Annotated in this window: 22 protein-coding genes and 1 tRNA gene; 14 read left to right on the top strand and 9 right to left on the bottom strand. The window is 71.7% G+C overall.

Annotation, left to right across the window (positions count from 1 at the left end):
- Positions 1–11: 11 nt before the first annotated feature.
- The 6 genes from M6G08_RS02930 to M6G08_RS02905 all read left to right on the top strand — a co-directional run bounded on the left by M6G08_RS02930 (position 12) and on the right by M6G08_RS02905 (position 4561).
- Entirely contained in the window at positions 12–449 is a 438-nt protein-coding gene (locus M6G08_RS02930; protein ID WP_019326279.1) for a DUF3052 domain-containing protein, read from the top strand.
- 140 nt (positions 450–589) lie between these two features.
- Positions 590–1048: a peroxiredoxin gene (locus tag M6G08_RS02925; RefSeq protein WP_272585616.1), complete on the top strand. Its 459-nt coding sequence runs from the start codon at positions 590–592 to the stop codon at positions 1046–1048.
- A gap of 155 nt (positions 1049–1203) precedes the next feature.
- Entirely contained in the window at positions 1204–1779 is a 576-nt protein-coding gene (locus M6G08_RS02920; RefSeq protein ID WP_219177445.1) for a calcium homeostasis/redox stress adaptation protein, read from the top strand.
- A gap of 112 nt (positions 1780–1891) precedes the next feature.
- Complete coding sequence (locus tag M6G08_RS02915; protein ID WP_272585615.1) at positions 1892–2467, top strand: TerD family protein; 576 nt, start codon at positions 1892–1894, stop codon at positions 2465–2467.
- Between the two features lie 49 nt (positions 2468–2516).
- On the top strand, positions 2517–3659 hold the full coding sequence (locus tag M6G08_RS02910) for a DUF475 domain-containing protein (protein WP_272585614.1): 1143 nt from the start codon (positions 2517–2519) through the stop codon (positions 3657–3659).
- Positions 3660–3823: 164 nt separating this feature from the next.
- Positions 3824–4561 carry a TerD family protein gene (locus M6G08_RS02905; protein ID WP_272585613.1) on the top strand — a complete coding sequence of 246 codons (738 nt, stop codon included), beginning with the start codon at positions 3824–3826 and terminating at the stop codon, positions 4559–4561.
- A 107-nt stretch (positions 4562–4668) separates the two neighbouring features.
- Here M6G08_RS02905 and M6G08_RS02900 read toward each other — a convergent pair whose 3' ends face one another.
- Entirely contained in the window at positions 4669–5622 is a 954-nt protein-coding gene (locus tag M6G08_RS02900; protein ID WP_272585612.1) for a TerD family protein, read from the bottom strand.
- Positions 5623–5829: 207 nt separating this feature from the next.
- Here M6G08_RS02900 and M6G08_RS02895 point away from each other — a divergent pair, with 207 nt between their 5' ends.
- From M6G08_RS02895 to M6G08_RS02885, 3 genes are all read left to right on the top strand, one after another.
- Complete coding sequence (locus tag M6G08_RS02895) at positions 5830–6996, top strand: HpcH/HpaI aldolase/citrate lyase family protein (protein WP_272585611.1); 1167 nt, start codon at positions 5830–5832, stop codon at positions 6994–6996.
- A gap of 133 nt (positions 6997–7129) precedes the next feature.
- On the top strand, positions 7130–9760 hold the full coding sequence (locus tag M6G08_RS02890; protein ID WP_272591239.1) for a phosphoribosyltransferase: 2631 nt from the start codon (positions 7130–7132) through the stop codon (positions 9758–9760).
- Positions 9760–10572 carry an HAD family hydrolase gene (locus M6G08_RS02885; protein ID WP_272585610.1) on the top strand — a complete coding sequence of 271 codons (813 nt, stop codon included), beginning with the start codon at positions 9760–9762 and terminating at the stop codon, positions 10570–10572. The genes M6G08_RS02890 and M6G08_RS02885 overlap by 1 nt, the downstream gene beginning before the upstream one ends.
- Here the strand turns inward: M6G08_RS02885 and M6G08_RS02880 are convergent.
- Entirely contained in the window at positions 10490–11320 is an 831-nt protein-coding gene (locus M6G08_RS02880) for a DedA family protein (protein WP_272585609.1), read from the bottom strand. The genes M6G08_RS02885 and M6G08_RS02880 overlap by 83 nt on opposite strands.
- A 132-nt stretch (positions 11321–11452) precedes the next feature.
- Here M6G08_RS02880 and M6G08_RS02875 point away from each other — a divergent pair, with 132 nt between their 5' ends.
- Together M6G08_RS02875 and M6G08_RS02870 are read left to right on the top strand one after the other, a co-directional pair.
- Positions 11453–12595, top strand: a complete 1143-nt coding sequence (locus M6G08_RS02875; protein WP_272585608.1) for a sensor histidine kinase — start codon at positions 11453–11455, stop codon at positions 12593–12595.
- Complete coding sequence (locus M6G08_RS02870) at positions 12586–13230, top strand: response regulator transcription factor (RefSeq protein ID WP_272585607.1); 645 nt, start codon at positions 12586–12588, stop codon at positions 13228–13230. The genes M6G08_RS02875 and M6G08_RS02870 overlap by 10 nt, the downstream gene beginning before the upstream one ends.
- Positions 13231–13319: 89 nt before the next feature.
- On the opposite strand, the gene M6G08_RS02865 is transcribed toward M6G08_RS02870, so the two are convergent.
- The 3 genes from M6G08_RS02865 to M6G08_RS02855 all read right to left on the bottom strand — a co-directional run bounded on the left by M6G08_RS02865 (position 13320) and on the right by M6G08_RS02855 (position 15902).
- Complete coding sequence (locus tag M6G08_RS02865) at positions 13320–13544, bottom strand: FmdB family zinc ribbon protein (RefSeq protein WP_073723898.1); 225 nt, start codon at positions 13542–13544, stop codon at positions 13320–13322.
- 97 nt (positions 13545–13641) lie between these two features.
- Positions 13642–15048 (bottom strand): coiled-coil domain-containing protein, encoded by a 1407-nt coding sequence (locus M6G08_RS02860; protein ID WP_272585606.1) that lies wholly within the window; start codon positions 15046–15048, stop codon positions 13642–13644.
- 71 nt (positions 15049–15119) lie between these two features.
- A complete protein-coding gene (locus M6G08_RS02855) occupies positions 15120–15902 on the bottom strand; it encodes a DUF4097 family beta strand repeat-containing protein (protein WP_272585605.1) in 783 nt (260 codons plus the stop codon).
- 224 nt (positions 15903–16126) lie between these two features.
- Between M6G08_RS02855 and M6G08_RS02850 the strand changes: the two genes are divergently transcribed.
- A tRNA-Val gene (locus tag M6G08_RS02850) sits at positions 16127–16198 on the top strand.
- 200 nt (positions 16199–16398) lie between these two features.
- Here the strand turns inward: M6G08_RS02850 and M6G08_RS02845 are convergent.
- The gene (locus M6G08_RS02845; RefSeq protein WP_272585604.1) at positions 16399–16755 is read right to left on the bottom strand and encodes a DUF8825 domain-containing protein; all 357 of its coding nucleotides are present in this window, start codon (positions 16753–16755) and stop codon (positions 16399–16401) included.
- 116 nt (positions 16756–16871) lie between these two features.
- Between M6G08_RS02845 and M6G08_RS02840 the strand changes: the two genes are divergently transcribed.
- Both M6G08_RS02840 and M6G08_RS02835 read left to right on the top strand, forming a co-directional pair.
- Complete coding sequence (locus M6G08_RS02840; protein ID WP_272585603.1) at positions 16872–17405, top strand: GNAT family N-acetyltransferase; 534 nt, start codon at positions 16872–16874, stop codon at positions 17403–17405.
- 4 nt (positions 17406–17409) lie between these two features.
- Complete coding sequence (locus M6G08_RS02835) at positions 17410–17643, top strand: DUF2277 domain-containing protein (protein WP_272585602.1); 234 nt, start codon at positions 17410–17412, stop codon at positions 17641–17643.
- Positions 17644–17815: 172 nt separating this feature from the next.
- Here M6G08_RS02835 and M6G08_RS02830 read toward each other — a convergent pair whose 3' ends face one another.
- From M6G08_RS02830 to M6G08_RS02820, 3 genes are all read right to left on the bottom strand, one after another.
- Entirely contained in the window at positions 17816–18454 is a 639-nt protein-coding gene (locus tag M6G08_RS02830) for a DedA family protein (protein ID WP_272585601.1), read from the bottom strand.
- A gap of 194 nt (positions 18455–18648) precedes the next feature.
- Positions 18649–19104, bottom strand: coding sequence for a DoxX family protein (locus M6G08_RS02825; protein WP_272585600.1), 456 nt, complete (start codon positions 19102–19104; stop codon positions 18649–18651).
- A 232-nt stretch (positions 19105–19336) separates the two neighbouring features.
- On the bottom strand, positions 19337–21151 hold the full coding sequence (locus M6G08_RS02820; protein WP_272585599.1) for a DUF7800 domain-containing protein: 1815 nt from the start codon (positions 21149–21151) through the stop codon (positions 19337–19339).
- Positions 21152–21222 lie beyond the last annotated feature (71 nt).

Here is a 21222-nt window from a genome sequence, read left to right as displayed (position 1 = left end):
GGAGGCAACCCGTGAGCGCGACCGCGGACCACGCGGAGGAGCGGACGAACCCTGCCGTCAGGCTGGGTTTCCAGCCCGGGCAGGTGGTCCAGGAGATCGGCTACGACGACGACGTCGACCAGGAGCTCCGCGAGGCCATCGAAGGCGCCGTCGAGGGCGAGCTGGTGGACGAGGACTACGAGGACGTGGCCGACGCCGTCGTGCTGTGGTTCCGTGACGACGACGGCGACCTGACGGATGCGCTGGTGGATGCCACCACGTACATCGAAGAGGGCGGGTCGATCCTCCTTCTCACGCCGAAGACCGGCCGTGACGGATACGTCGAGGCCAGTGACATCTCGGAGGCCTCGACGACCGCCGGACTGACGGCGTCCAAGAGCGTCAGCGTCGGCAAGGACTGGAGCGGCAGCCGGCTGGCGACGCCCAAGGCGGCCAAGTCCAAGCGGTAGCCGACCGGGCTCCGCACCACCACCGGACCCCCGGACGGGCCGGCCGCCGTCGGCCCGTCCGGGGGTCCGCGACGATCCCCGTGTGGCGGCCCTGCGTAGGGTGGTTCCAGCGAACCACCCTCCGAAGGGACGAACAGGACATGGCGCTCCAGGTCGGCGACAAGGCCCCCGACTTCGAACTCAAGGACAACCACGGCGCGACCGTCCGGCTGTCCGACTTCCGTGGGCAGAAGAACGTCGTGCTGCTCTTCTACCCGTTCGCCTTCACCGGCGTGTGCACCGGCGAGCTGTGCGAGGTGCGCGACAACCTGCCGCGGTTCTCCGACCGTGACACCCAGGTGCTCGCCGTCTCCAACGACTCCATCCACACCCTGCGCGTCTTCGCCGAGCAGGAGGGCCTGGAGTACCCCCTGCTGTCCGACTTCTGGCCGCACGGCAACGTCTCGCGCGACTACGGCGTCTTCGACGAGGACAAGGGCTGCGCCGTCCGTGGCACCTTCATCATCGACCGGGAGGGCGTCGTCCGCTGGACCGTCGTCAACGGCCTGCCGGACGCCCGCGACCTCGACGAGTACGTGAAGGCGCTCGACACCCTGTGACCGTCGCTCCGTGCCCGGCACGGTGTGAACCGACACCACGTGATTTGTCGGCCGCAGGGCCTGCGGGGGGCGGGAACCCGTCACTAGGATCGGATCGTTGATCCGATATCCACGCACTACGGGGCTCCCCGCCCCAGGACACCAATGGAGGACTCGTGGGAGTCAGCCTCAGCAAGGGCGGCAACGTATCGCTGACCAAGGAGGCCCCCGGCCTCACCGCGGTCATCGTCGGTCTGGGGTGGGACATCCGCACCACGACCGGCACCGACTTCGACCTCGACGCCAGCGCGCTGCTGCTGAACAGCGGCGGCAAGGTCGCCAGCGACGCGCACTTCATCTTCTTCAACAACCTGAAGAGCCCGGACGGCTCGGTCGAGCACACCGGTGACAACCTCACCGGTGAGGGCGAGGGCGACGACGAGCAGATCAAGATCGACCTCGCCGCCGTCCCCGCCGACGTCGAGAAGATCACCTTCCCGGTGTCGATCTACGACGCCGAGAACCGCCAGCAGTCCTTCGGCCAGGTCCGCAACGCGTTCATCCGCGTCGTCAACCAGGCCGGCGGCGCCGAGATCGCCCGCTACGACCTCAGTGAGGACGCCTCCACGGAGACCGCCATGGTCTTCGGCGAGCTGTACCGGCACGGCGCCGAGTGGAAGTTCCGCGCCATCGGCCAGGGCTACGCCTCCGGCCTGCGCGGCATCGCTCAGGACTTCGGCGTCAACGTCTGAGCGACCTGAACCACCGGGGTCAACGCCCCGACCGTCCGGCGCCGCACGGTTTGCGTGCGGCGCCGGACGCGCAGGAACACCAGGAACCATCACCCGGGGAGGGGACAGCAACATGGGCGTCACGCTTGCCAAGGGAGGCAACGTCTCCCTGTCCAAGGCCGCACCGAACCTGACACAGGTCCTGGTCGGACTCGGCTGGGACGCGCGCTCCACCACCGGAGCACCCTTCGACCTCGACGCCAGCGCGCTGGCGTGCAGCAGCGGTCGGGTGCTCGGCGACGAGTGGTTCGTCTTCTACAACCAGCTCAAGAGCCCGGACGGCTCCATCGAGCACACCGGCGACAACCTCACCGGCGAGGGCGACGGTGACGACGAGTCGGTGATCGTCGACCTCGCGACGGTGCCCGAGCGGTGCGACAAAATCGTCTTCCCGGTCTCGATCCACATGGCCGACGAGCGCGGCCAGACCTTCGGCCAGGTCAGCAACGCCTTCATCCGGGTCGTCAACCAGGCCGACGGCCAGGAACTGGCCCGCTACGACCTCAGCGAGGACGCCTCCACGGAGACCGCGATGATCTTCGGCGAGCTCTACCGCTACCAGGGGGAGTGGAAGTTCCGTGCGGTCGGGCAGGGGTACGCGTCGGGGCTCCGCGGCATCGCCCTAGACTTCGGAGTCAACGTTTCGTAAAGCCGCGTACGGCGCGGGGGAGCCCCGTACAAACACGATTGGGTAGCCAGTGGTTCTGAAAACCTTCGGGTGGTCGTTCGCGGTCACCGCGCTCGGCCTGGTGGCCGCGATCTTCTACGGGGGGTGGGCCGCCTTCGGCATCGTGGCGATCCTTTCCATCCTGGAGATCTCGCTGTCCTTCGACAACGCGGTGGTCAACGCCGGGATCCTGAAGAAGATGAATGCCTTCTGGCAGAAGATCTTCCTCACCATCGGCATCCTGATCGCCGTCTTCGGCATGCGCCTGGTCTTCCCGGTCGTCATCGTCGCGGTCAGCGCGTCCCTCGGCCCGATCGAGGCCGTCGACCTCGCCCTGACCGACAAGGACCGCTACCAGGAACTGGTGACGGACGCGCATCCGTCGATCGCCGCCTTCGGTGGCATGTTCCTCCTGATGATCTTCCTCGACTTCATCTTCGAGGACCGGGACATCAAGTGGCTCGGCTGGCTGGAGCGCCCGCTGGCCAAGCTCGGCAAGGTCGACATGCTGTCGGTCTGCATCGCCCTGATCGTGCTGCTGATCTCCGCGATCACCTTCGGCGCCCACGCCCACCAGCACGGCGGCACCCACGCCGACAAGGCGGAGACGGTCCTGCTCTCCGGCATCGCCGGTCTGATCACCTACCTGATCGTCGGCGGTCTCTCCGGCTTCTTCGAGGACAAGCTCGAGGAAGAGGAGGAGCGCGAGCACGAGGAGGAAGAGGCGGCCGAACGCGCGGGCAAGCCCAAGTCCGCCGTCAAGCTGGCCGGCAAGGCCGCGTTCTTCATGTTCCTCTACCTCGAGGTCCTGGACGCGTCCTTCTCGTTCGACGGCGTCATCGGCGCCTTCGCCATCACCAACGACATCGTCCTGATGGCCCTCGGCCTCGGCATCGGCGCCATGTACGTCCGTTCGCTCACGGTCTACCTGGTCCGCGAGGGCACCCTCGACGACTACGTCTACCTGGAGCACGGCGCCCACTACGCCATCGGCGCCCTGGCGGTCGTCCTCCTGGTCACCATCCAGTACGAGATCAACGAGTTCATCACCGGCATGATCGGCGTCGTCCTCATCGGTGCCTCCTTCTGGTCCTCCGTGCGCCGCAACAAGCGGCTCGCCGCGGCCGGGGGAGAAGGCGGCAAGGAGAAGGCGGAGGTCTCCTCCGGGGTGTGAAAACCTTCTGTTCCCGGGCCGGGTTCGCCCCCGGTGCGCCCGCACCTCTGGTGTGAACACGGCCCGGGTGAGGAACGCTCTCGACGGGGCGGCCGACGAGGACGACTCCTCGGGGCCGCCCCGTCGGCGGTCCGCGGCCGGTGCGAGTGAAGGTGGGGGCGGGAATGGGCTTCTTGGACGGTCTGTGGCGCGGGCGCGAGTCCGAGTTCGACTCGGGCAGCGCGGCGACCAACTCCATCCAGCTGACCAAACGGCACAGCCAGGTCTCCCTGACCAAGCAGGGCGCGGCGACCGGCAACCTCCGCATCAACCTCTCCTGGCGGATGCGGACCTCGGACATCATGGGTGCCCAGCGCGAGAGCCTGCTGCGCCACCCCTTCAAGGCGCTCAAGCCCCCCGAGGTCGTGGGCCACAGCCAGAGCATGGTCAACGTCGACCTCGACCTCGGCTGCCTCTACGAACTCAAGGACGGCACCCGGGGCGTCGTCCAGCCGCTCGGCGGCTTCCTGGGCGACGTCAACGGGCCGCCGTACGTCAAGCTCAGCGGCGACGACCGGTTCGGCTCGGCCTCCGGCGAGACGATCTACGTCAACCTGGACCACAAGGACGCCATCAAGCGGCTGCTGCTCTTCGCCTACATCTACGACCAGACGCCGGCCTTCGACCGCACCCACGCCATCGTGACGCTCTACCCGAGCAACGGGCCCCGCATCGAGATCGGCCTCGACGAGCGTCACCCCCAGGCCCGCTCCTGTGCCGTGGTGATGATCGAGAACGTCAAGGACGAGATCCTCGTCCGCCGCGAGGTGAAGTTCGTGTACGGCTTCCAGGGGGAGCTGGACCGGCTCTACGGATGGGGACTGCAGTGGGGCCGGGGGCACAAGAGCAAGGCGGAGCGGTAGAAACCGGCTGCGGTGCCCGGAGCCGGAGCCGGCTGCGGATGCGGATGCGGAACGGGTCGGTGAGGGGCCGGCGGGACGGCCGGTGAGATGACCGGTGGGACGGCCGCCTACCGTCCGACGAACTGCGGCCCCTGCGGCGGCAGCCGGAAGTCCGGGTCGGGCGTCCCGGACACCGGCGGCGGATAACCGTAGCCGGACTGCGCGCCGGTGACCCCCGCCGCCGCGGGAGCCTGCGGATACCCGTACGAGGGCCGGGCAGCGGGCTGCGGGTAGCCGTAGGCGGGCTGAACCGGCGGCGGCTGCTGCGGGTAGCCGTACGCGGGCTGCGCCGGGACCCCCGCGGGCTGCTCCGGGGGCAGCGGGCGGGAGACCTCCGGGAGGGGCTGGACCGTCGTCGGCTCCTCGGAACCGACGGCCGGCGCCGCGGGAGCGGACGGCTGGGCGGGAGCGGACGGCTGGGCGGGCGGGTGCGGGGACGTCTCCGGCCGGGGCGCCGACACCGGGTCGTCCGCCCCTTCCGACTCGTCCACCGAGATGCCGAAGTCGGTCGCCAGGCCCTTGAGCCCGTTCGAATATCCCTCGCCCAGCGCCCGGAACTTCCAGCCCTCCCCGCGCCGGTAGAGCTCGCCGCAGATCAGCGCCGTCTCCTGGCCCGTCTCCGGCTTGACGTCGAAGTGGGCCAGCGGCTCCGCGTCACCGGCCGCGGCGTCGTACAGCAGGATGCGCAGCGAGGTGACCCGGTCGAAGGCGACGCCGTCGGCCGAGGCGACCAGCAGGATCCGGCCCACCGAGGCCTCGACCCCGGTCAGGTCTGTCTGGATCGTGTCGGTCAGCCCCTCGGCGACCCGCTTCTTGCCGAGCCGCCAGACCTGGCCGGAGGGATGCCTGGGCTGGTTGTAGAAGACGAAGTCCTCGTCGGAGCGCACGCGGTCGTCCGGCCCCAGCAGCAGTGCGGAGGCATCGACGTCGGGGACCCCCTGCCCGGGAGCCCAGCGCAGCACGGCGCGTACCGTGGTGGCTTGCAGCGGGACGTTCGACCCCTTCAGCATCGCGTGCGTCATGCCGTCATCCTGCCTTCTCGGTCCTGGTCACGACAACGTGGGGGCGGGTACTCGGGTCGTGTCCGCGCTGCCCGGGTCGCCGTCGCCGACACGGCCGGGTTACCTGGAATTCATGCCCGGTGGGAACCGCCGACATGGTCACCTACGTACTATTACCGGCCACCTTGGACAGTTCACAGGTCGCCCAGACACCGCGGGGGAGTATTCATGCGTCATTTCGGACAGATCGCCCCTGAAGTGCGGAAGCGTCTCTTCCATCAGGAGCCCTGCACCTTCACCGCGGACTCCCCGGCCCGGCTGCTGTCCGCGGCCCTGGGCGCGACGCTCTACAGCCCGGCCACCCGGCCCAGACTCGACGAGGACATCCTCAAGCAGGCCGCTCGGGGCGTGGTGTCCATGGTGCTGTGCCTGGAGGACTCGATCGACGACGCCGACGTACCGGTCGGCGAGGAGAACCTCGTCCGCCGGCTCAACGACCTGGAGAAACGTTCCGACGCCGACGTTCCCCTGCTGTTCGTCCGGGTTCGCGCCCCCGAGCAGATACCCGACCTCGTACGGCGCCTCGGGCCGGCGGTCCGGCTGCTGTCCGGATTCGTACTGCCGAAGTTCACCGAGACACGCGGCATACCCTTCCTGGAAGCCCTCTCCGCCGCCGAGGCCGCCACCGGGCACCGGCTCTTCGCCATGCCCGTGCTGGAGTCGCCCGACCTGCTGTACCGCGAGACCCGCGTGCAGACCCTGGAAGGCATCTTCCGCGCGGTCGACAAGTACCGCGACCGTGTGCTCGCCCTGCGCCTCGGTGTGACCGACTTCTGCTCCTCCTACGGGCTGCGCAGGGGCCCCGACATGACGGCGTACGACGTCCAGATCGTCGCCTCCGTGATCGCCGACGTGGTGAACATGCTGGCCAGGGCCGACGGCACCGGATTCACCGTCACCGGACCGGTGTGGGAGTACTTCCGCGTCCAGGAGAGGATGTTCAAGCCGCAGCTGCGGCAGAGCCCCTTCCTCGAAGGGCAGGCCGTGGAACTGCGCTCGAAACTCATCGAACACGCCATGGACGGCCTGCTGCGGGAAATCTCCCTGGACCGCGCCAACGGTCTCCTCGGCAAGACCTGCATCCACCCCTCGCACGTCCTGCCCGTGCACGCGCTGTCCGTGGTCAGCCACGAGGAGTTCAGCGACGCCCAGGACATCCTGCGGCCGGAACGCTGCGGCGGGGGTGTACTGAGGTCGGCGTACACCAACAAGATGAACGAGGTGAAGCCCCACCGTGCCTGGGCCGAGCGGACGCTGCTGCGCGCCGAGGTCTTCGGGGTGGCCAACGAGGACATCGGCTTCGTGGAACTGCTCGCCGCCGGCCTGTCCGACTGAACACCCCGCTTGACCGAACGCCCGTCCGGCAGGGCGCCCGTCCGACCGAACATCCCGTCCGACCGAACGCAAGGAATCCATGACCGACGCCAGGGCCGCCCACACCGCGGTGGACAACGGGAGGCACGAGTACATGACCGAGAGGGCGCGCGCCGACGAGCGCGCCGGAGTCTGGTCCGGCAGCTGGGTCGCCGAGCGGCTCGGCGTCGAACTCACCGGTGACGACACACTGCCCGCCCTGCTGGGACTCGCCCTGCGCCGCAACCCCAAGCGGGCGCACCTGCTCGTCTCCAACGTGCTCGGCAAGCACGTCCCGCAGTCGCCCTCCGTCGTCCACGGCCACGGCGTCGCACTCGGCCGCCGCGTCCGCGACCTGCTCGGTGCCGAGGCCGCCGGGCGCGCCGTCGTCCTCGGCTACGCGGAGACCGCCACCGGCCTCGGCCACTCGGTCGCCGACGGTCTCGGCACCGCCCCGTACCTGCATTCCACCCGCCGCCCGGTCGCGGGGGCGGCGCGCGCGGGCGGCTTCGAGGAATCCCACTCGCACGCGACCTCCCACCTGCTGCTGCCCGAGGACCCGGCGCTGCTCGCCGGGGACGGGCCGCTGGTCCTCGTCGACGACGAGTTCTCCACCGGCAACACGGTCCTCAACACCGTCCGCGCCCTGCACGAGCGCTACCCCCGCAAGCGGTACGTCGTCGTGGCCCTGGTCGACATGCGCTCGCCCGCCGACGCGGACCGGCTGGAGGATTTCGCCCGGGAGATCGGCGCCCGCGTGGACCTGGTGACGGCCGCCTCCGGCACGGTCCGGCTGCCGGACGACGTCCTCCAGCAGGGGCAGGAACTGGTCGCCCGGTACGAGGCGCTCGCCGCCGGGCAGGCCGGTGAAAGCCGGGGCGCCGAGAAACCCGGACTCGCGAGGTCCGCCCGCGACGAGGCGGCCGGCCTCGGCTCCGGCTCCGGTGCCACCGCACCCGCCCCGGACCGTGCGGGAGCTTCCGCACACGGCGCCGCTGGGCCGGAGTCGCCCGCCCCGGCCCCCGTCTCTCCCGACGGGACCGTCGCACGCGTCGACCTGCACTGGCCCGCGGGCGTGCCGGACGGCGGACGGCACGGGTTCACGCCCGCCCACCGGGAACGGCTGGAGGCGGCGCTGCCCGGCATGGCCGGCCGGATCGCCGAAGCGCTGCCCGCCGGCGCCCGGCGGGTGCTCGTCCTCGGCTTCGAAGAGCTGATGTACGCCCCCCTGCGCCTGGCCCGCGAGCTCGAGGTCACGGTCGAGGCCGACGTGCGCTACTCGACCACCACCCGCTCGCCCGTCCTCGCCGTGGACGACCCCGGCTACGCGATACGCACCCGCCTGGTCTTCCCCGCGCACGACGATCCGGCCGACGGCCCCGGCGAGCGCTACGCCTACAACGTCGCGGGCGCCGGATTCGACACCGTCGTCGCCGTCGTCGACTCGGCCGCCGACACCCCCGCACTCCACGCGCACGACGGACTGCTGGCCCGGCTCGCCGCCCACTCCGCGCACGTCCTGCTGGCCGTGGTCCCGTCGTACGTCCCGCGAGCCCCGCATGCCTCGCACGCTCCCGAAAGGCCCCCCATGCTGCCCGAGCCCCTGCGCGGCCCCGACTTCTCCTCGTACGACCCCGACGAGGTCGGCTGGCTGCTCCAGGACCTCTCGGACGTGACGCTGGAAGCCCCGACCGAGGAGCGCGAGGAGGCCATCCAGAGCGGCGGCGCCCACTACGCGGAGTCGCTGCCGGTGGAGTACCAGCCCAGCGAGCAGTACCAGGAGCTGTTCCACGCGGCGCTGGCGACGTCCGCCGCCCGCCTGGCCCGAGCCGCCGGCGCCGTCACCGAGATCGTGCTCACGGAGCGGTCCCCCCGCCCCGTCCTGGTGTCCCTCGCCCGCGCGGGCACACCCGTCGGAATCCTGATGCGCCGCTGGGCGCAGTACCGCCATGGTCTCGACCTCCCTCACTACGCGGTGTCGATCGTCCGGGGCCGGGGCATCGACGCCAACGCACTGCGCTGGCTGGCCGACCGCCACGACCCCGCCGACGTCGTCTTCGTCGACGGCTGGACCGGCAAGGGCGCCATCACCCGAGAACTCGCCGCCGCCCTGCGCGACTTCGAGTCCACCGACGGCATCACCGGCTTCGACCCCGAGATCGCGGTGCTGGCCGATCCCGGTTCCTGCGTACGCACCTACGGCACCCGGGACGACTTCCTCATCCCCTCCGCCTGCCTCAACTCCACCGTCTCCGGCCTGATATCCCGCACCGTGCTCCGCGCCGACCTCGTCGGCCAGCACGACTTCCACGGCGCGAAGTTCTACCGCGAACTCGCCGGCGCCGACCTGTCGACGGCCTTCCTCGACGCCGTCACCGCCCGCTTCCCGGACGTCGCCGACGCGGTCGACGCCCAGGCCAAGGACCTCCTGTCCGCCGACCGCAGCCCCACCTGGGAGGGCTGGGCCGCCGTCGAGCGGATCAGCGAGGAGTACGGCATCCACGACGTCAACCTCGTCAAGCCCGGCGTCGGTGAGACCACCCGCGTCATGCTGCGACGAGTCCCGTGGAAGGTGCTCGCCCGAGCCGGCGCCGGCGCCGACCTGGACCACGTACGCCTCCTGGCGGAGCAGCGGGGCGTACCCGTCGAAGAGGTCGCCGACCTCCCCTACACCTGCGTCGGTCTGATCCACCCCAAGTACACGCGGGGCGCGACCGGCGCCGACGGCAAGGCGGTGGCGCTCTGATGCCGGTGCTCGTCGCGAGCGACCTCGACCGCACGCTCATCTACTCCGCCGCCGCGCTCGGGCTGACCATGCCCGACCTGCGGGCACCCCGGCTGCTGTGCGTCGAGGTCTACCAGAGCAAACCCCTCTCCTATATGACCGAGACGGCCGCCGGACTGCTGACCGAACTCGGCGACGCGGCGGTCTTCGTGCCGACGACCACCCGCACCCGCGCGCAGTACCAGCGCATCAACCTCCCCGGTCCGCCCGCCCGGTACGCGATCTGCGCCAACGGCGGCCACCTGCTGGTGGACGGCGTCTCCGACCCCGACTGGCACGCGCGGGTGACCGCACGGCTGGCCGACGAATGCGCCTCACTGGCCGAGATCCGCGACCACCTGACGAACACGGCCGACCCTCTGTGGGTCCGCAAGCACCGGGTCGCCGAAGACCTCTTCGCCTACCTCGTGGTCGAGCGCGAACTGCTTCCCGAGGACTGGGTGAAGGAACTCGCCGTGTGGGCCGAGAACCGGGGCTGGACCGTCTCCCTCCAGGGCCGCAAGATCTACGCCGTCCCCAAGCCGCTCACCAAGAGCGCCGCCGTGCGCGAGGTCGCCCGCCGCACCGGCGCCGACCTCACCCTCGCCGCCGGCGACTCCCTCCTCGACGCCGACCTGCTGCTCGCCGCCGACCGGGGGTGGCGCCCCGGCCACGGCGAGCTGGCCGACTCCGACTGGACGGCGCCGGCGATCAGCGCCTTGCCCGAGCGCGGTGTGCTGGCCGGTGAGCGGATTCTCCGGGAGTTCCTCCGCGCGGCGGATCCGGCTCGCTGACGCCGCCGTCACGGCCCCCGGCACCACCTCCGGTGCCGGGGTGGCCGTCGTCGTCGGCCGGCGGACGTATCTCCCGTCCTGCGTCGCGTCCGCGGCCCCGCCTGCGCTGTCCGCCGCCGGGCCGCATCAGACGCATGCCGATGAAGACCAGCAGCGCCAGGGCGGCAAGCGCGAGGATCACCTTCGAATAGGTGGAGGCGATGTCCGACACCTCGGACCAGTTGTCACCCAGGGCGTAGCCCGCGAGTACGAACACCGTGTTCCAGATCGCGCTGCCCAGCGTGGTCAGAGTGAGGAAGACGGGCAGCCGCATCCTCTCCACGCCCGCCGGCACGGAGATCAGACTCCGGAAGATGGGGATCATCCGGCCGAAGAAGACCGCCTTGGTCCCGTGCTTCTGGAACCACGCCTCCGTCTTCTCTATGTCCGACACCTTCACCAGCGGCAGCTTGCCCGCTATCGCCACCGTGCGATCCCGGCCGAGCAGGGCGCCGACCCCGTACAGGGCGAGCGCGCCGATGACCGAACCCGCCGTCGTCCACAGCAGGACGGCGATCAGGTTCATCCGGCCGGAGCTCGCCGCGAACCCGGCGAGGGGCAGGATCACTTCGCTCGGCAGGGGAGGAAAGAGGTTCTCCAGAGCGATGGCCAGACCCGCGCCCGGTGCGCCGAGCGCGTCCATGAGGTCGTTGATCCACTGCGGTGCGGCACCGCTGTCCGCGGCCGTCTGCGCTGCGATGGCTGTCATGCCGACCACGCTAGAAAATCGCAGCTGAAGGGAGGCTGAGGAAGTCCGCACGATCGTGTGCGGTGTACCGCAGGCGGACATTGCGGTTTTCCACAGTGTGCGCCGTGCAGGCGCCCGACTAGCCTCGCGATCATGCGAAACATGGCGCGACGAGTAGTGCGGTGCGGGGTGGGCCTGATCATGGGGACCGCCACGGCCGCCGTCGAGCTGCTCTTCGCCCTGCTGGCCGGCGCGGCACTTCTGCCGGTGGCCGCCTGGCCCACCGCCCGCCGTGCGGTACTCCGCCCGGTCCTCGCGGGCGCGCGGACACTGGCGGGACTGGAGCGGGCCCGGCTGGCGATGTGGCTGGACCTCCGCATCACACCCGCGCACGAGGACGTGCGGGCCCTGCGGTACGTGGCCTGCCACTGGGCCCTGGGAGTCCTGGGCGGCGTGGTGATGCTGACGGCCGCGATCGGCCTCGGGTACGGCACCTTCGGGATGTACGGCTGGTTCCTGCTGGACGGCATACGCAACCCCGGTTCGTTCGTCCTCGGCAGCCTGGGCGGCTTCTTCCTCGTGTTCCTCGCCGTGCAGGGAATATTCGGCGTGGTGGGACTGGAGGGGCAGCTGGCGCGCCACTTCCTCGGCCCCCGCCACCAGGAGGAGCTGGAGCGGCGCATCGCCGAGCTGTCCGCCAGCCGCGCGGCCGTGGTCGACGCGGTGAACGACGAACGGCGCCGCATCGAACGTGACCTGCACGACGGCGTGCAACAACGCCTCGTCGCACTCGGCATGCTGCTCGGCCGTGCCCGCCGCAGTCAGGACGCCGACCGGCGCAACCGGCTCCTGGCCCAGGCCCATGACGAGAGCCGCCGCGCCCTGGACGAGCTGCGCGAGGTGGCCTGGCGGATCTACCCGACCACGTTGGACGAGGCGGGGCTGCGCGCGGCCCTGGAGACGGTCGCCGAGCGGGCGTCCGTGCCGGTGGGGGTGGAGTACGACGTGGCCGAGGAACCCGAGCAGGCCGTGGCGACCGTCGCCTACTTCGTCGTCTGCGAGGCTGTCACGAACGCCGTCAAGCACGCGGCGCCCACCCGGATAAGCGTCGCTGTCAGAGCTGAGGAGCAACGGATGTACGTGAGCGTCCAGGACGACGGCTGCGGCGGGGCGAACGCCGCGGGCAGCGGACTGTTCGGGCTCGCCCGACGTGTCGCGGCCCTCGACGGCAGCCTCAGCGTGGTCAGCCCGCCGGGCGGTCCCACCCTCGTGGCCGCGGAGCTGCCATGCGGCTGATCCTCGCCGAGGACTCGACCCTGCTGAGGGAGGGCCTGGTGCGGCTGCTGATGGAGGAAGGACACCAGGTGCTCGCGGCCGTGGGCAACGCCGAGCTGCTGCTGAAGGCGGTCGCCGAGGATCCGCCGGACGTGGTCGTCGCAGATGTCCGGATGCCGCCCACGCACACGGACGAGGGCCTGCGCGCCGCACTGGAGATACGCGAGCGCTGGCCCGGAGTGGGGGTCCTGGTGCTCTCCCAGTACGTCGAGAAGCGGTACGCGACGGAGCTGCTGACCGGCGATACCGAAGGTGTGGGGTATCTGCTGAAGGACCGCGTGGTCCAGATCGACGAGTTCCTGGACGCGCTGGAGCGGGTGGCCGCCGGACGCGCGGCCTTCGACCCGGAGGTCGTCCGGCAGCTGCTGGGCCGCACGACCCACACCGACCTGCTCGCCCGGCTCACCGCGCGGGAGCGGGACGTGCTGGCCGAGATGGCGCAGGGGCACACCAACGCGGCGATCGCGCGGCGGCTGCACATCTCGCAGAGCGCGGTGGAGAAACACACCAACGCGATCTTCGACAAGCTGGAACTGACCGGAGGGGAGGGCTATTCACGCAGAGTGCTGGCCGTGCTGCGCTACCTGGGCAGCTGAGGGAGGCCGACGGGAAGCCGAACCGGGCTGCCTCCGGCAGCTCGCGGGGTGGCGGCCCAGACACGCGCCGGAAGGCGCGATCCGCCCGGTCAGCCGCAGCAGCCTCCGCCGCAGCAGCCGCCACCGCCTCCGCCACCCGGCGCGGGGGCGGGAGCGGACCCGGTGGAGGAGCCGCCGACCGCGACCGTCGACAGCAGCTTCACCGTGTCGTCGTGGCCCGCCGGGCAGGCGGCGGGAGCGGAGGACTCGGCCATGGGACGGCTCAGTTCGAAGGTGTCGCCGCAGCTCCGGCAGCGGTACTCGTAGCGAGGCATGGGCACAGGTTAACCGGCCGGGCGGCAGGCGTCGGCGGGTGAAGCCGGAAAACCGGTCGGGAGGAGCCGTGCACGGTCACCGACGGCCGGTCGGTGATCAGTGACCGGCGCCGCGCTCCTCACGGATCTGGGAGACCACATGGGCCACCGTCTGCCGGACCTCCTCGGTCTCCGTGAGGAAGTGCCAGTAGTCGGGGTGCCGGCCCTCCAGCGTGGTGATCGCCCGTTCCAGCCGCGCCACGGCGTCGTCCAGCGGGCGCGCGTGACGGGGGTCCGGGGTGTTGCGGCCGGCCATGGCCAGGCGCTGGGCGTCCCGGATGGCGAAACGGGTGCGTTCGATCTCCTGCTGAGGGTCCTTCTGCACGGCGTTCAGCTGCCGCAGGCGGTCGCCGGCGGCCGAGACCGCCTCGTCGGTCGCGTTCAGCAGCGCCCGTACCGTCGACAGGAGGGCGGTGGCGTCCGGCCAGCGCTGTTCGTCGCGGGCGCGCTGGGCCTCGGCCAGTTTCCGTTCGGCCTGCCGGACCGACTCGGCGGCCTGGTCGGGCACCTGCTGCAGGTCCTGCCAGCAGGCGGCGGTGAAGCGTCGTCGCAGCTCGCTCAGTACCGGTTCGACCTGCTCGGTTCGGGTGGTCAGAGCCTGGGCGCGGGTGCGCAGGGAGACCAGCCGGTGGCCGGTCTCGGCGGCTCGTTCGGGCAGCCGCTCGGCTTCCGCGCGGACCGACTCGGCCTCCCGGGTGACCCGCTCGGCCCGATCCAGGGTCTGGGGCACGCCGTGCTGTCCGGCGCCCTGGCTCAGCCGGGTCAGCTCCGGGCCCAGGGCGGCGAGCCGGGCGGCGAGGTCGTCCGCGTTCAGCCGGGACTCGCGTGCGGTGTCCAGGGCGTCGGAGGCGGCGAGCAGGGCCTGCCGGGCCCGCTCGACGGCGGGCGCCAGCCGGGCCAGTTGGGTCTCGGCCTTGCCGAGCAGGGGGCCGAGTCCTTGGGCGAAGCGGTCCAGCTCCTGTTTGACGCGGCCGAGCTCGGTCCTGGCGGCGGTCAGATCGGTGCGGGCGCGGGAGGCGGCCGAGGCCTCCAGGTCGTCCCGGTCCAGGTCGTGGGAGTCGACGGCGTTGATGTACTGGTGGCTGACCTCGTCGATGCGCCGGCCGAGCGCCTCGAAGTCGCCGACCGCGCGCCGGGCGGCGGGGGAGGAGTCGACGGCCGCGATCGTCTCCACCGAGATCCGCAGGTCCCGCTGCGCGGTGTCCAGCTCGTAGAAGGCCGCCGCGGCGTCGTCCTTCGCTGCCTGTGCCTCGGCCCGCTGACTCTCGGCCCGCCCGCCGAACCAGCGGCGCGTGCCGCCTCCGGCGAACGCGGCGGGCAGCGCGAGCACGACCAGAACGGGCAGGCCCGCGAGGGTGAGCACGTCACGGACCGTGGCGGGTGTGCGGCGGCGGGCGGAGTGGTGAGGCAGGTGCCGCGCACGCGGCACCATCGGCGAGTTCGGCTGCGATGGTGTCGCCGTCACATCCCTCTCCCGTGTCGTCCGTCCTGCCCGGGTTCATTCTCCCACCCGTTAGGGACGAACACACGGGCCGGTCAGTTCGCGGTTCGGACCGTGACTTTGCCGTCCTGGGTCCGCGCGTTCACCACGTGGGCGCTGGTGTCCTCCCGGGGCACGGACACGTCGACCGAACCGTCGTCGCTCTCGGCGGACACCTTGTACGTATCGCGGGGCAGGGTGACGCTCACGGACCCGTCGTCGCTGCGGGTCTCCACCAGGTCCGGGACGGCGCGCAGATCGAGGCGGACCGAGCCGTCCTTGGTGGACGCCTCGACGCGGCGCGAGGAGACTTCCGCGCGCAGCGATCCGTCGTCGCTGTGCAGTTCCAGCGGCCCGGTGGTGTCACTGACGCGGACGGACCCGTCCGCCGTACGGATCTCCAGCGCGTCCCGGAAGCCCTGCGCCCGTACGCTGCCGTCATCGGACTCCACCTTGACGGCGACACCGCGCGGCACTTCCACGCGGTGCTTGCTGGCACAGTCGGCGACCACGCCCGAGCAGTGTGTACGGAGCTTGAGCCGGTCGCCGTCCATGCTCCAGGTGACCTCGGGGTCGGAGCCGAGGACGACCGAGCCCTGGAACCACCGCGTCACCTCGACCTTGCCGGCGGCATTGCCGTCGGCGGCGACGACCTCCAGACCGGAGTCGTCGGCGTCGATGGTGAGGGTGTCGCCCCGGAAGGTGAAGGTGCGGTGGTCAGGGTCCTTGTCGTCCTCCGCGGAGGTACAGGCACCGAGGCCCGCGACGAGGACGGCGACGGTACCGGCGGCGGCGAGCGCGCGGACCGACGCGCGGGCCGGAAGGATACGGCGGGACATGACGGCTCCCCCAAGGACGGACGGCGAGGTGCCGCGGGTGGGTCCGCGGAGCGGGGCCCGGCGCGGCGAGGCTCTTCGAGCGTATGGAGCGGGGAGCCCAGCCGGGATCCGGACCACTCCCGGATCGGGGGTGGGGTTAACCCCCGGCCGGGAGAGGCGGGAGGCCGGCGCCAGCCGCGATTGCCGGGCAGCGCCCTGTGCCATGTAGGCTGTCCACTCGTCCTGGGTGCGTAGCTCAGGGGTAGAGCGCCTGCCTTACAAGCAGGATGTCGGCGGTTCGAAACCGTCCGCGCCCACCGGGACCGGCGCCGCTGTCGTCGGTGCGAGGCCCTCGGAGAATGCTCCGGGGGCCTTTCGCATGCGCCCGCTGAGCGTGCTCCGCAGGGTGCCTGCCGGTGCGGGGTCCTCTCAGGCGTCTTCGGTCAGGCGTCCTTCGGTCAGACGTCTTCGGTCAGGCGTCCTTCGGTCAGGCGTCCTTCGGTCAGGCGTCCTTCGGTCAGGCGTCCTCGGGCGAGGTCTCGGGGGCCGGGATGGCGTGTGCGCGTTTCAGTTCCGAACGGGCGGTCACCTGGTCGGGGCCGGTGATCTGCGACCAGTAGCGATGGGTGCTGACGAACACGGCGAGCTCGCGCTCGCGCTGTCGGAGCTTCTCCACCTCGGCCTGTTCGTCCGCGGACCAGCCGGGCGAGGCCGGGCGTTCGACCTTGCGCCAGCCGTTGTCGTCGCTGAAGCCGTCGAGCGGTTCGACGGACCAGGGGAGTCTCTTGAGCAGGGCCGACAGCTCGGCCCGGACCTGATGCAGTTCCTCCTGGCCGGCGAGGAGGTCACTGGGGAAGTCATAGGTCGTAGCCACGATCCAATGATACGCCTGTTCGATTTTGAGGCGCGCGTTCCCTTCGGTGGTTCACGCGAAAGGAGCGCCCCCGCCGCCGGGACCCACTGTCAGACCCCTGCCCTACCGTGGAGAACATGGACGGCGTGGAAGAGCGGGCCGACGGTGAAGGGGACCGGGTGTGCCTGGTGCCCTGGGCGGAGGGGGATCTGTGGCTGCTGCGCAGGACCAACGCCCCCGGAATGACCGTGCACCTGGGCGGCCCGGAGACCGAGGAGCAGCTCGCGGTACGGCACGGGCGCTACCTCGGGTTGGCATCGGGGCGGATGTACCGGGTCACGCTGGCGGACGGCGGCGAGACCGTCGGCTCGATCGGGTACTGGCAGCGGACCTGGCGGGGCGCGGAGGTCTGGGAGACCGGCTGGGCGGTGCTGCCCGAGTTCCAGGGGCGGGGGCTGGCCGCGCGGGCCGCCCGTGCCGTGACGGAGGCCGCCCGTGACGCCGGTCCGCACCGGTATCTGCACGCGTTCCCGAGCATCGACCACGCCGCCTCCAACGCGGTCTGCCGACGGGCCGGCTTCACCCTGCTCGGCCAGGCCGACTTCGAGTACCCGAAGGGCCACTGGATCAGGTCGAACGACTGGCGGGTGGACCTGAAGAGAGGAGACTGAGGCCATGTGCCGCAGCATCAAGACACTGCGTCCGCCCGCGCTCCCCGAGGAGGCCACCGAGGACGAGATCAGGGCCGCCGCCCTGCAGTACGTCCGCAAGGTCTCAGGCTTCCGCGCACCGGCCGCGCACAACCGTGAGGTTTTCGAACGGGCCGTGGAGGCCGTCGCAGGCGCCACGGCCGAGCTGCTCGCCGGCCTGGAGGTACGGGGAGGCGCCGGCGCCGGGCGGGCCTCGTGACCCGTGACTGAAGTGACCAGTGGTCTGTGCCCCGTGCCCCGTGCTCCGTGCCCCGTGCCCCGTGACCTGTGATTCGGCCCGTGTCCCCTGACCCGTGACCCGTGACCCGTGTCCCCTGACCCGTGACCCGGACGCGCCCCGTGGGTCGTCGCGACCCCGGCACCGGCGTCCGTTACGACGCCTCCGGTGCCCCGGGCTGGCGGCGCATCAGGTACGCCGCCACCGCGCCCGCGCCGAAGAGCGCCGCCAGGGACACCCCGGTCGCCAGCCAGGTCGCGCCCAGCCACTGGCTGCCGAAGTAGCCGAGGGCCACGCTGTACAGGGCCCAGACGAGTCCGGCGAGGGCGGACCAGGGGAGGAACTCGCGGATCCGGCGGTGCGCGGTGCCGGCGACGAGGGAGACGACCGAGCGGCCGGCGGGGGCGAAACGGGCCAGTACGACGAGGGCGCCGCCCCCTCGGGCGAGCGCCCCGCCGAGACGTTCCTGCGCCGTGGTCAGCCGGCGGGAACGGGCGATCGCGCGGTCCAGACGCGGCCCGCCGCGCCAGGCGAGGCGGTAGACCGCCAGGTCGCCGAGGACGGAGGCGGTCGCCGCGCACAGGATCAGGACCAGGATGTCGGGCACGTCCTGCGGGACCCGCCCGGCGGCCGCCGCGCCCGAGCCCGCTGCCGCCGCCGTGGCCGCCGCGATCACCAGGACGCCGCTCGGCAGCACCGGCAGGAAGATGTCGAGGAGTACGGAAGTGGCCACCAGCACATAGATCCATGGGCTGCTGACCAGCGAACCGATGCTTCCGAGACTCTCGACCACCACAACTCCCGTTACTCCCCCGTGGGCCGGGCCATGCCGCAGGACGCGGGGACGGCAGGAGCGGCCGATGACAGCCATACAGCGTACGCCGGGGGTGTGACAGGCGGTTCACAGGGGGCTTGGGTGTTCGGCACGGAACGTTCACCGGGAGGAGGTCGCCACGTCCCCGGACACTCCTGGGGCGTGGCGGCGGATCAGGCCGCGACCGGGGTCTGCCGCTCCGTGGCCGCCTTCTCCGTCACGGACGCGCGCCGGGTGAGGAGCCGGTCGAGGCCGAAGGCGCCGGAGCCGGTGAAGACCAGCAGCAGGAAGGCCCAGCAGAACATGGCCGAGGCCTCGCCGCCGTTCTCCATCGGCCACAGGGCGCCCGGCTGGTGCACCTTGAAGTACGCGTAGGCCATGGAGCCCGAGGAGACGAGCGCGGCGGCGCGGGTGCCGAGGCCCAGCAGGACGAGGCCGCCGCCGACCAGCTGGATCACGGCGGCGTACCAGCCGGGCCAGGTGCCCGCCTCGACCGTGCCGCCGGTGCCCGACGCTCCGCCGAGGACCCCGAAGAGGGAGGCGGCGCCGTGGCAGGCGAAAAGCAGGCCGACGACCATGCGGAACAGGCCGAGGGCATAGGGCTGGGCGCTGTTGAGGCGTCCGGACATGTGGGGGGTGCTCCTTCGGTCGGGCCGGCCCGGGACAGGGGCCGGTGGGGACGGAACCGAGTGGGCTGCCCACGTTAGGTGACCCTAACGAGTACTTGCAAGTTCAACATTTGGCCATAACGTGGCGGGTGGTCACCGCCCTGCCGCGGCGCCCTCCGCAGGTGGGAGCGCTCCCACGCTCAGGTGGAGGCCTGTGGGCATGACTGAATCCGTACCCGGCCCCGCCTCGGGCCTACGTCAGCTCCCGGTCCGTGATCACCCGCAGCGCGGTCGTCCCGTCGCGTTCGGCCCGGGCCTGCTCGAGCCGCAGCCGGGCCGTCCGTCCCCGCAGCGTCAGCGTCATGATCTGGTTGCCGAACCACGGGCCGCCGGTTTTGCGCCAGCCGACCGCCGGCGCCGCGCAGCGTCCGTGCCGGGCGACGCGCCGCCCGAGGGCTCGCGCCAGGGCGCTCCAGCCGAAACGGAAGCCGAGCCGGATGGAGAGCGGGACGGAGTTGTGGACGGGGGAGCAGGTCAGCTGCGCGACGTGGGCGTCGGGTGCGCGCCCCGGCCAGGACGGTTCCGCCACGTAGGCGTGGTGGACGTCGCCCGACAGCACGCTCACCGTCGCGGGCGCCCCGGGCCCCGTACCGGCCTCGGCGATCAGGTCCGCGAGGGCGTCGAAGGAGGACGGGAAGGCCGACCAGTGCTCCAGGTCGGCGCCCCGCCGGATCCGCTCCCCGAGCCGTGCCCAGCGCGCGCCCCGTTCACCGGCGCACATCGCGGCGTCCCACGCCTCCACGTCGTGCACAAGGTGGGGCAGCAGCCAGGGCAGGGACGTGCCGATCAGCAGGTGGTCGTACGCGCCCTCCGGCTCGCCGACGCGCACACCCTCGGCCCCACCGGTGCCAGCGCCCGCCTCCGCGCCAAGGCCCGCCTCCACGCGGCCGTCCGCCTCCGCCTCGGCGTGGCCGTCCGCGTCCGCACGCTGACCCGCGTCCGCCTCCACGTGGTCGCTCATGCCCGTGCCCACCTGCGCACCGCCGCCCCGTCCGTCGAGGATCTGCTCGCGCAGCCAGGCGGCCTCGCCCGGGTCGAGCATCGCGCGGCGGTTCTCCTTCAGGACGCGGGCCGCGCGGGAGTCCACCATCAGCAGCCGCACGCGGCCGAAGTCGCGCCGGTAGCTCCAGCGGACGGAGGCCGGGTCCGCGTCCGCCCGCGCGGCGAACGTGCGCAGCACGTCGGTGCCGTCGGGAGTGTCGCGGACGGCCGCGTAGAGGGGGTCGGCGGCCAGCTCGGCGTGGGAGAGGTTGCCGAGTTGCTGGTACACCCAGTACGACATCAGCCCGCTCAGCAGCCGCTCGCGCCACCAGTCGGTGGCCCGCATGTCGGCGAGCCAGGCCTCGGAGGTGTTCCAGTCGTCGATGACGTCGTGGTCGTCGAAGATCATGCAGCTGGGCACGGTCGACAGCAGCCAGCGCACTTCCGGGTCGAGCCACGACTCGTAGTAGAGGCGGGTGTACTCCTCGTAGTCCGCGACCTGGTCGCCGGGAGGGTCGGCGAGGTCGCGCCGGCCGGCGATCCAGCGGCGCGTGGCGTCGGAGATCTCGTCGGCGTAGACCTGGTCGCCGAGCAGGAGCAGCACGTCGGGGCGCGCGGCCCCGGGGTCGGCGGCGATGCGGGCGGAGAGGGTGTCCAGCGCGTCCGGCCCCACCGGATCGTGGCCGCCGGCCGGGGGCGCGGCCCAGCGGCAGGAGCCGAAGGCGATGCGCGTGCCCGCGTCCGCCGGGGACGTGGCGATGACGGAGGGCGGTAAACGGGAGTCGGACGGCGGCCACACGCGCGCGCCGTCGAAGAGCACCTCGTACTCGGTCGCCGTGCCGGGCGTCAGGCCGCTCACCGCGACCAGCGCGTAGTGATGGCCCGCGATCTGGAACGTACGGCTCGTGCCCGTGGCGCCGTCGGCGCAGCGCACCTCGGTGGTGCACGGCCGGTCGCTCTCGACCCACACGGTCGCGCACGAGCCGTCGGTGTATCTCAGCAGTGGTCCCAGGCGCAGTCCGGCCATGGTGATCCCCTCCTCCGTCGCCCCGTACGGTACGGAACGACGGAGACCTGCGGGGAGGTTCCGCGTCGAAC

The organism is Streptomyces sp. M92, from assembly GCF_028473745.1.
In the GTDB taxonomy this organism is placed as follows: domain Bacteria; phylum Actinomycetota; class Actinomycetes; order Streptomycetales; family Streptomycetaceae; genus Streptomyces.
This window is presented reverse-complemented; position numbering and strand designations above follow the sequence as displayed.

Coding starts and splice junctions, on each gene's coding strand:
- M6G08_RS02925 (WP_272585616.1), top strand. CDS start 590: ATGGCGCTCCAGGTCGGCGACAAGGCCCCCGACTTCGAACTCAAGGAC.
- M6G08_RS02915 (WP_272585615.1), top strand. CDS start 1,892: ATGGGCGTCACGCTTGCCAAGGGAGGCAACGTCTCCCTGTCCAAGGCC.
- M6G08_RS02905 (WP_272585613.1), top strand. CDS start 3,824: ATGGGCTTCTTGGACGGTCTGTGGCGCGGGCGCGAGTCCGAGTTCGAC.
- M6G08_RS02900 (WP_272585612.1), bottom strand. CDS start 5,622: ATGACGCACGCGATGCTGAAGGGGTCGAACGTCCCGCTGCAAGCCACC.
- M6G08_RS02895 (WP_272585611.1), top strand. CDS start 5,830: ATGCGTCATTTCGGACAGATCGCCCCTGAAGTGCGGAAGCGTCTCTTC.
- M6G08_RS02890 (WP_272591239.1), top strand. CDS start 7,130: ATGACCGAGAGGGCGCGCGCCGACGAGCGCGCCGGAGTCTGGTCCGGC.
- M6G08_RS02885 (WP_272585610.1), top strand. CDS start 9,760: ATGCCGGTGCTCGTCGCGAGCGACCTCGACCGCACGCTCATCTACTCC.
- M6G08_RS02880 (WP_272585609.1), bottom strand. CDS start 11,320: ATGACAGCCATCGCAGCGCAGACGGCCGCGGACAGCGGTGCCGCACCG.
- M6G08_RS02875 (WP_272585608.1), top strand. CDS start 11,453: ATGCGAAACATGGCGCGACGAGTAGTGCGGTGCGGGGTGGGCCTGATC.
- M6G08_RS02870 (WP_272585607.1), top strand. CDS start 12,586: ATGCGGCTGATCCTCGCCGAGGACTCGACCCTGCTGAGGGAGGGCCTG.
- M6G08_RS02865 (WP_073723898.1), bottom strand. CDS start 13,544: ATGCCTCGCTACGAGTACCGCTGCCGGAGCTGCGGCGACACCTTCGAA.
- M6G08_RS02855 (WP_272585605.1), bottom strand. CDS start 15,902: ATGTCCCGCCGTATCCTTCCGGCCCGCGCGTCGGTCCGCGCGCTCGCC.
- M6G08_RS02840 (WP_272585603.1), top strand. CDS start 16,872: ATGGACGGCGTGGAAGAGCGGGCCGACGGTGAAGGGGACCGGGTGTGC.
- M6G08_RS02835 (WP_272585602.1), top strand. CDS start 17,410: ATGTGCCGCAGCATCAAGACACTGCGTCCGCCCGCGCTCCCCGAGGAG.
- M6G08_RS02825 (WP_272585600.1), bottom strand. CDS start 19,104: ATGTCCGGACGCCTCAACAGCGCCCAGCCCTATGCCCTCGGCCTGTTC.
- M6G08_RS02820 (WP_272585599.1), bottom strand. CDS start 21,151: ATGGCCGGACTGCGCCTGGGACCACTGCTGAGATACACCGACGGCTCG.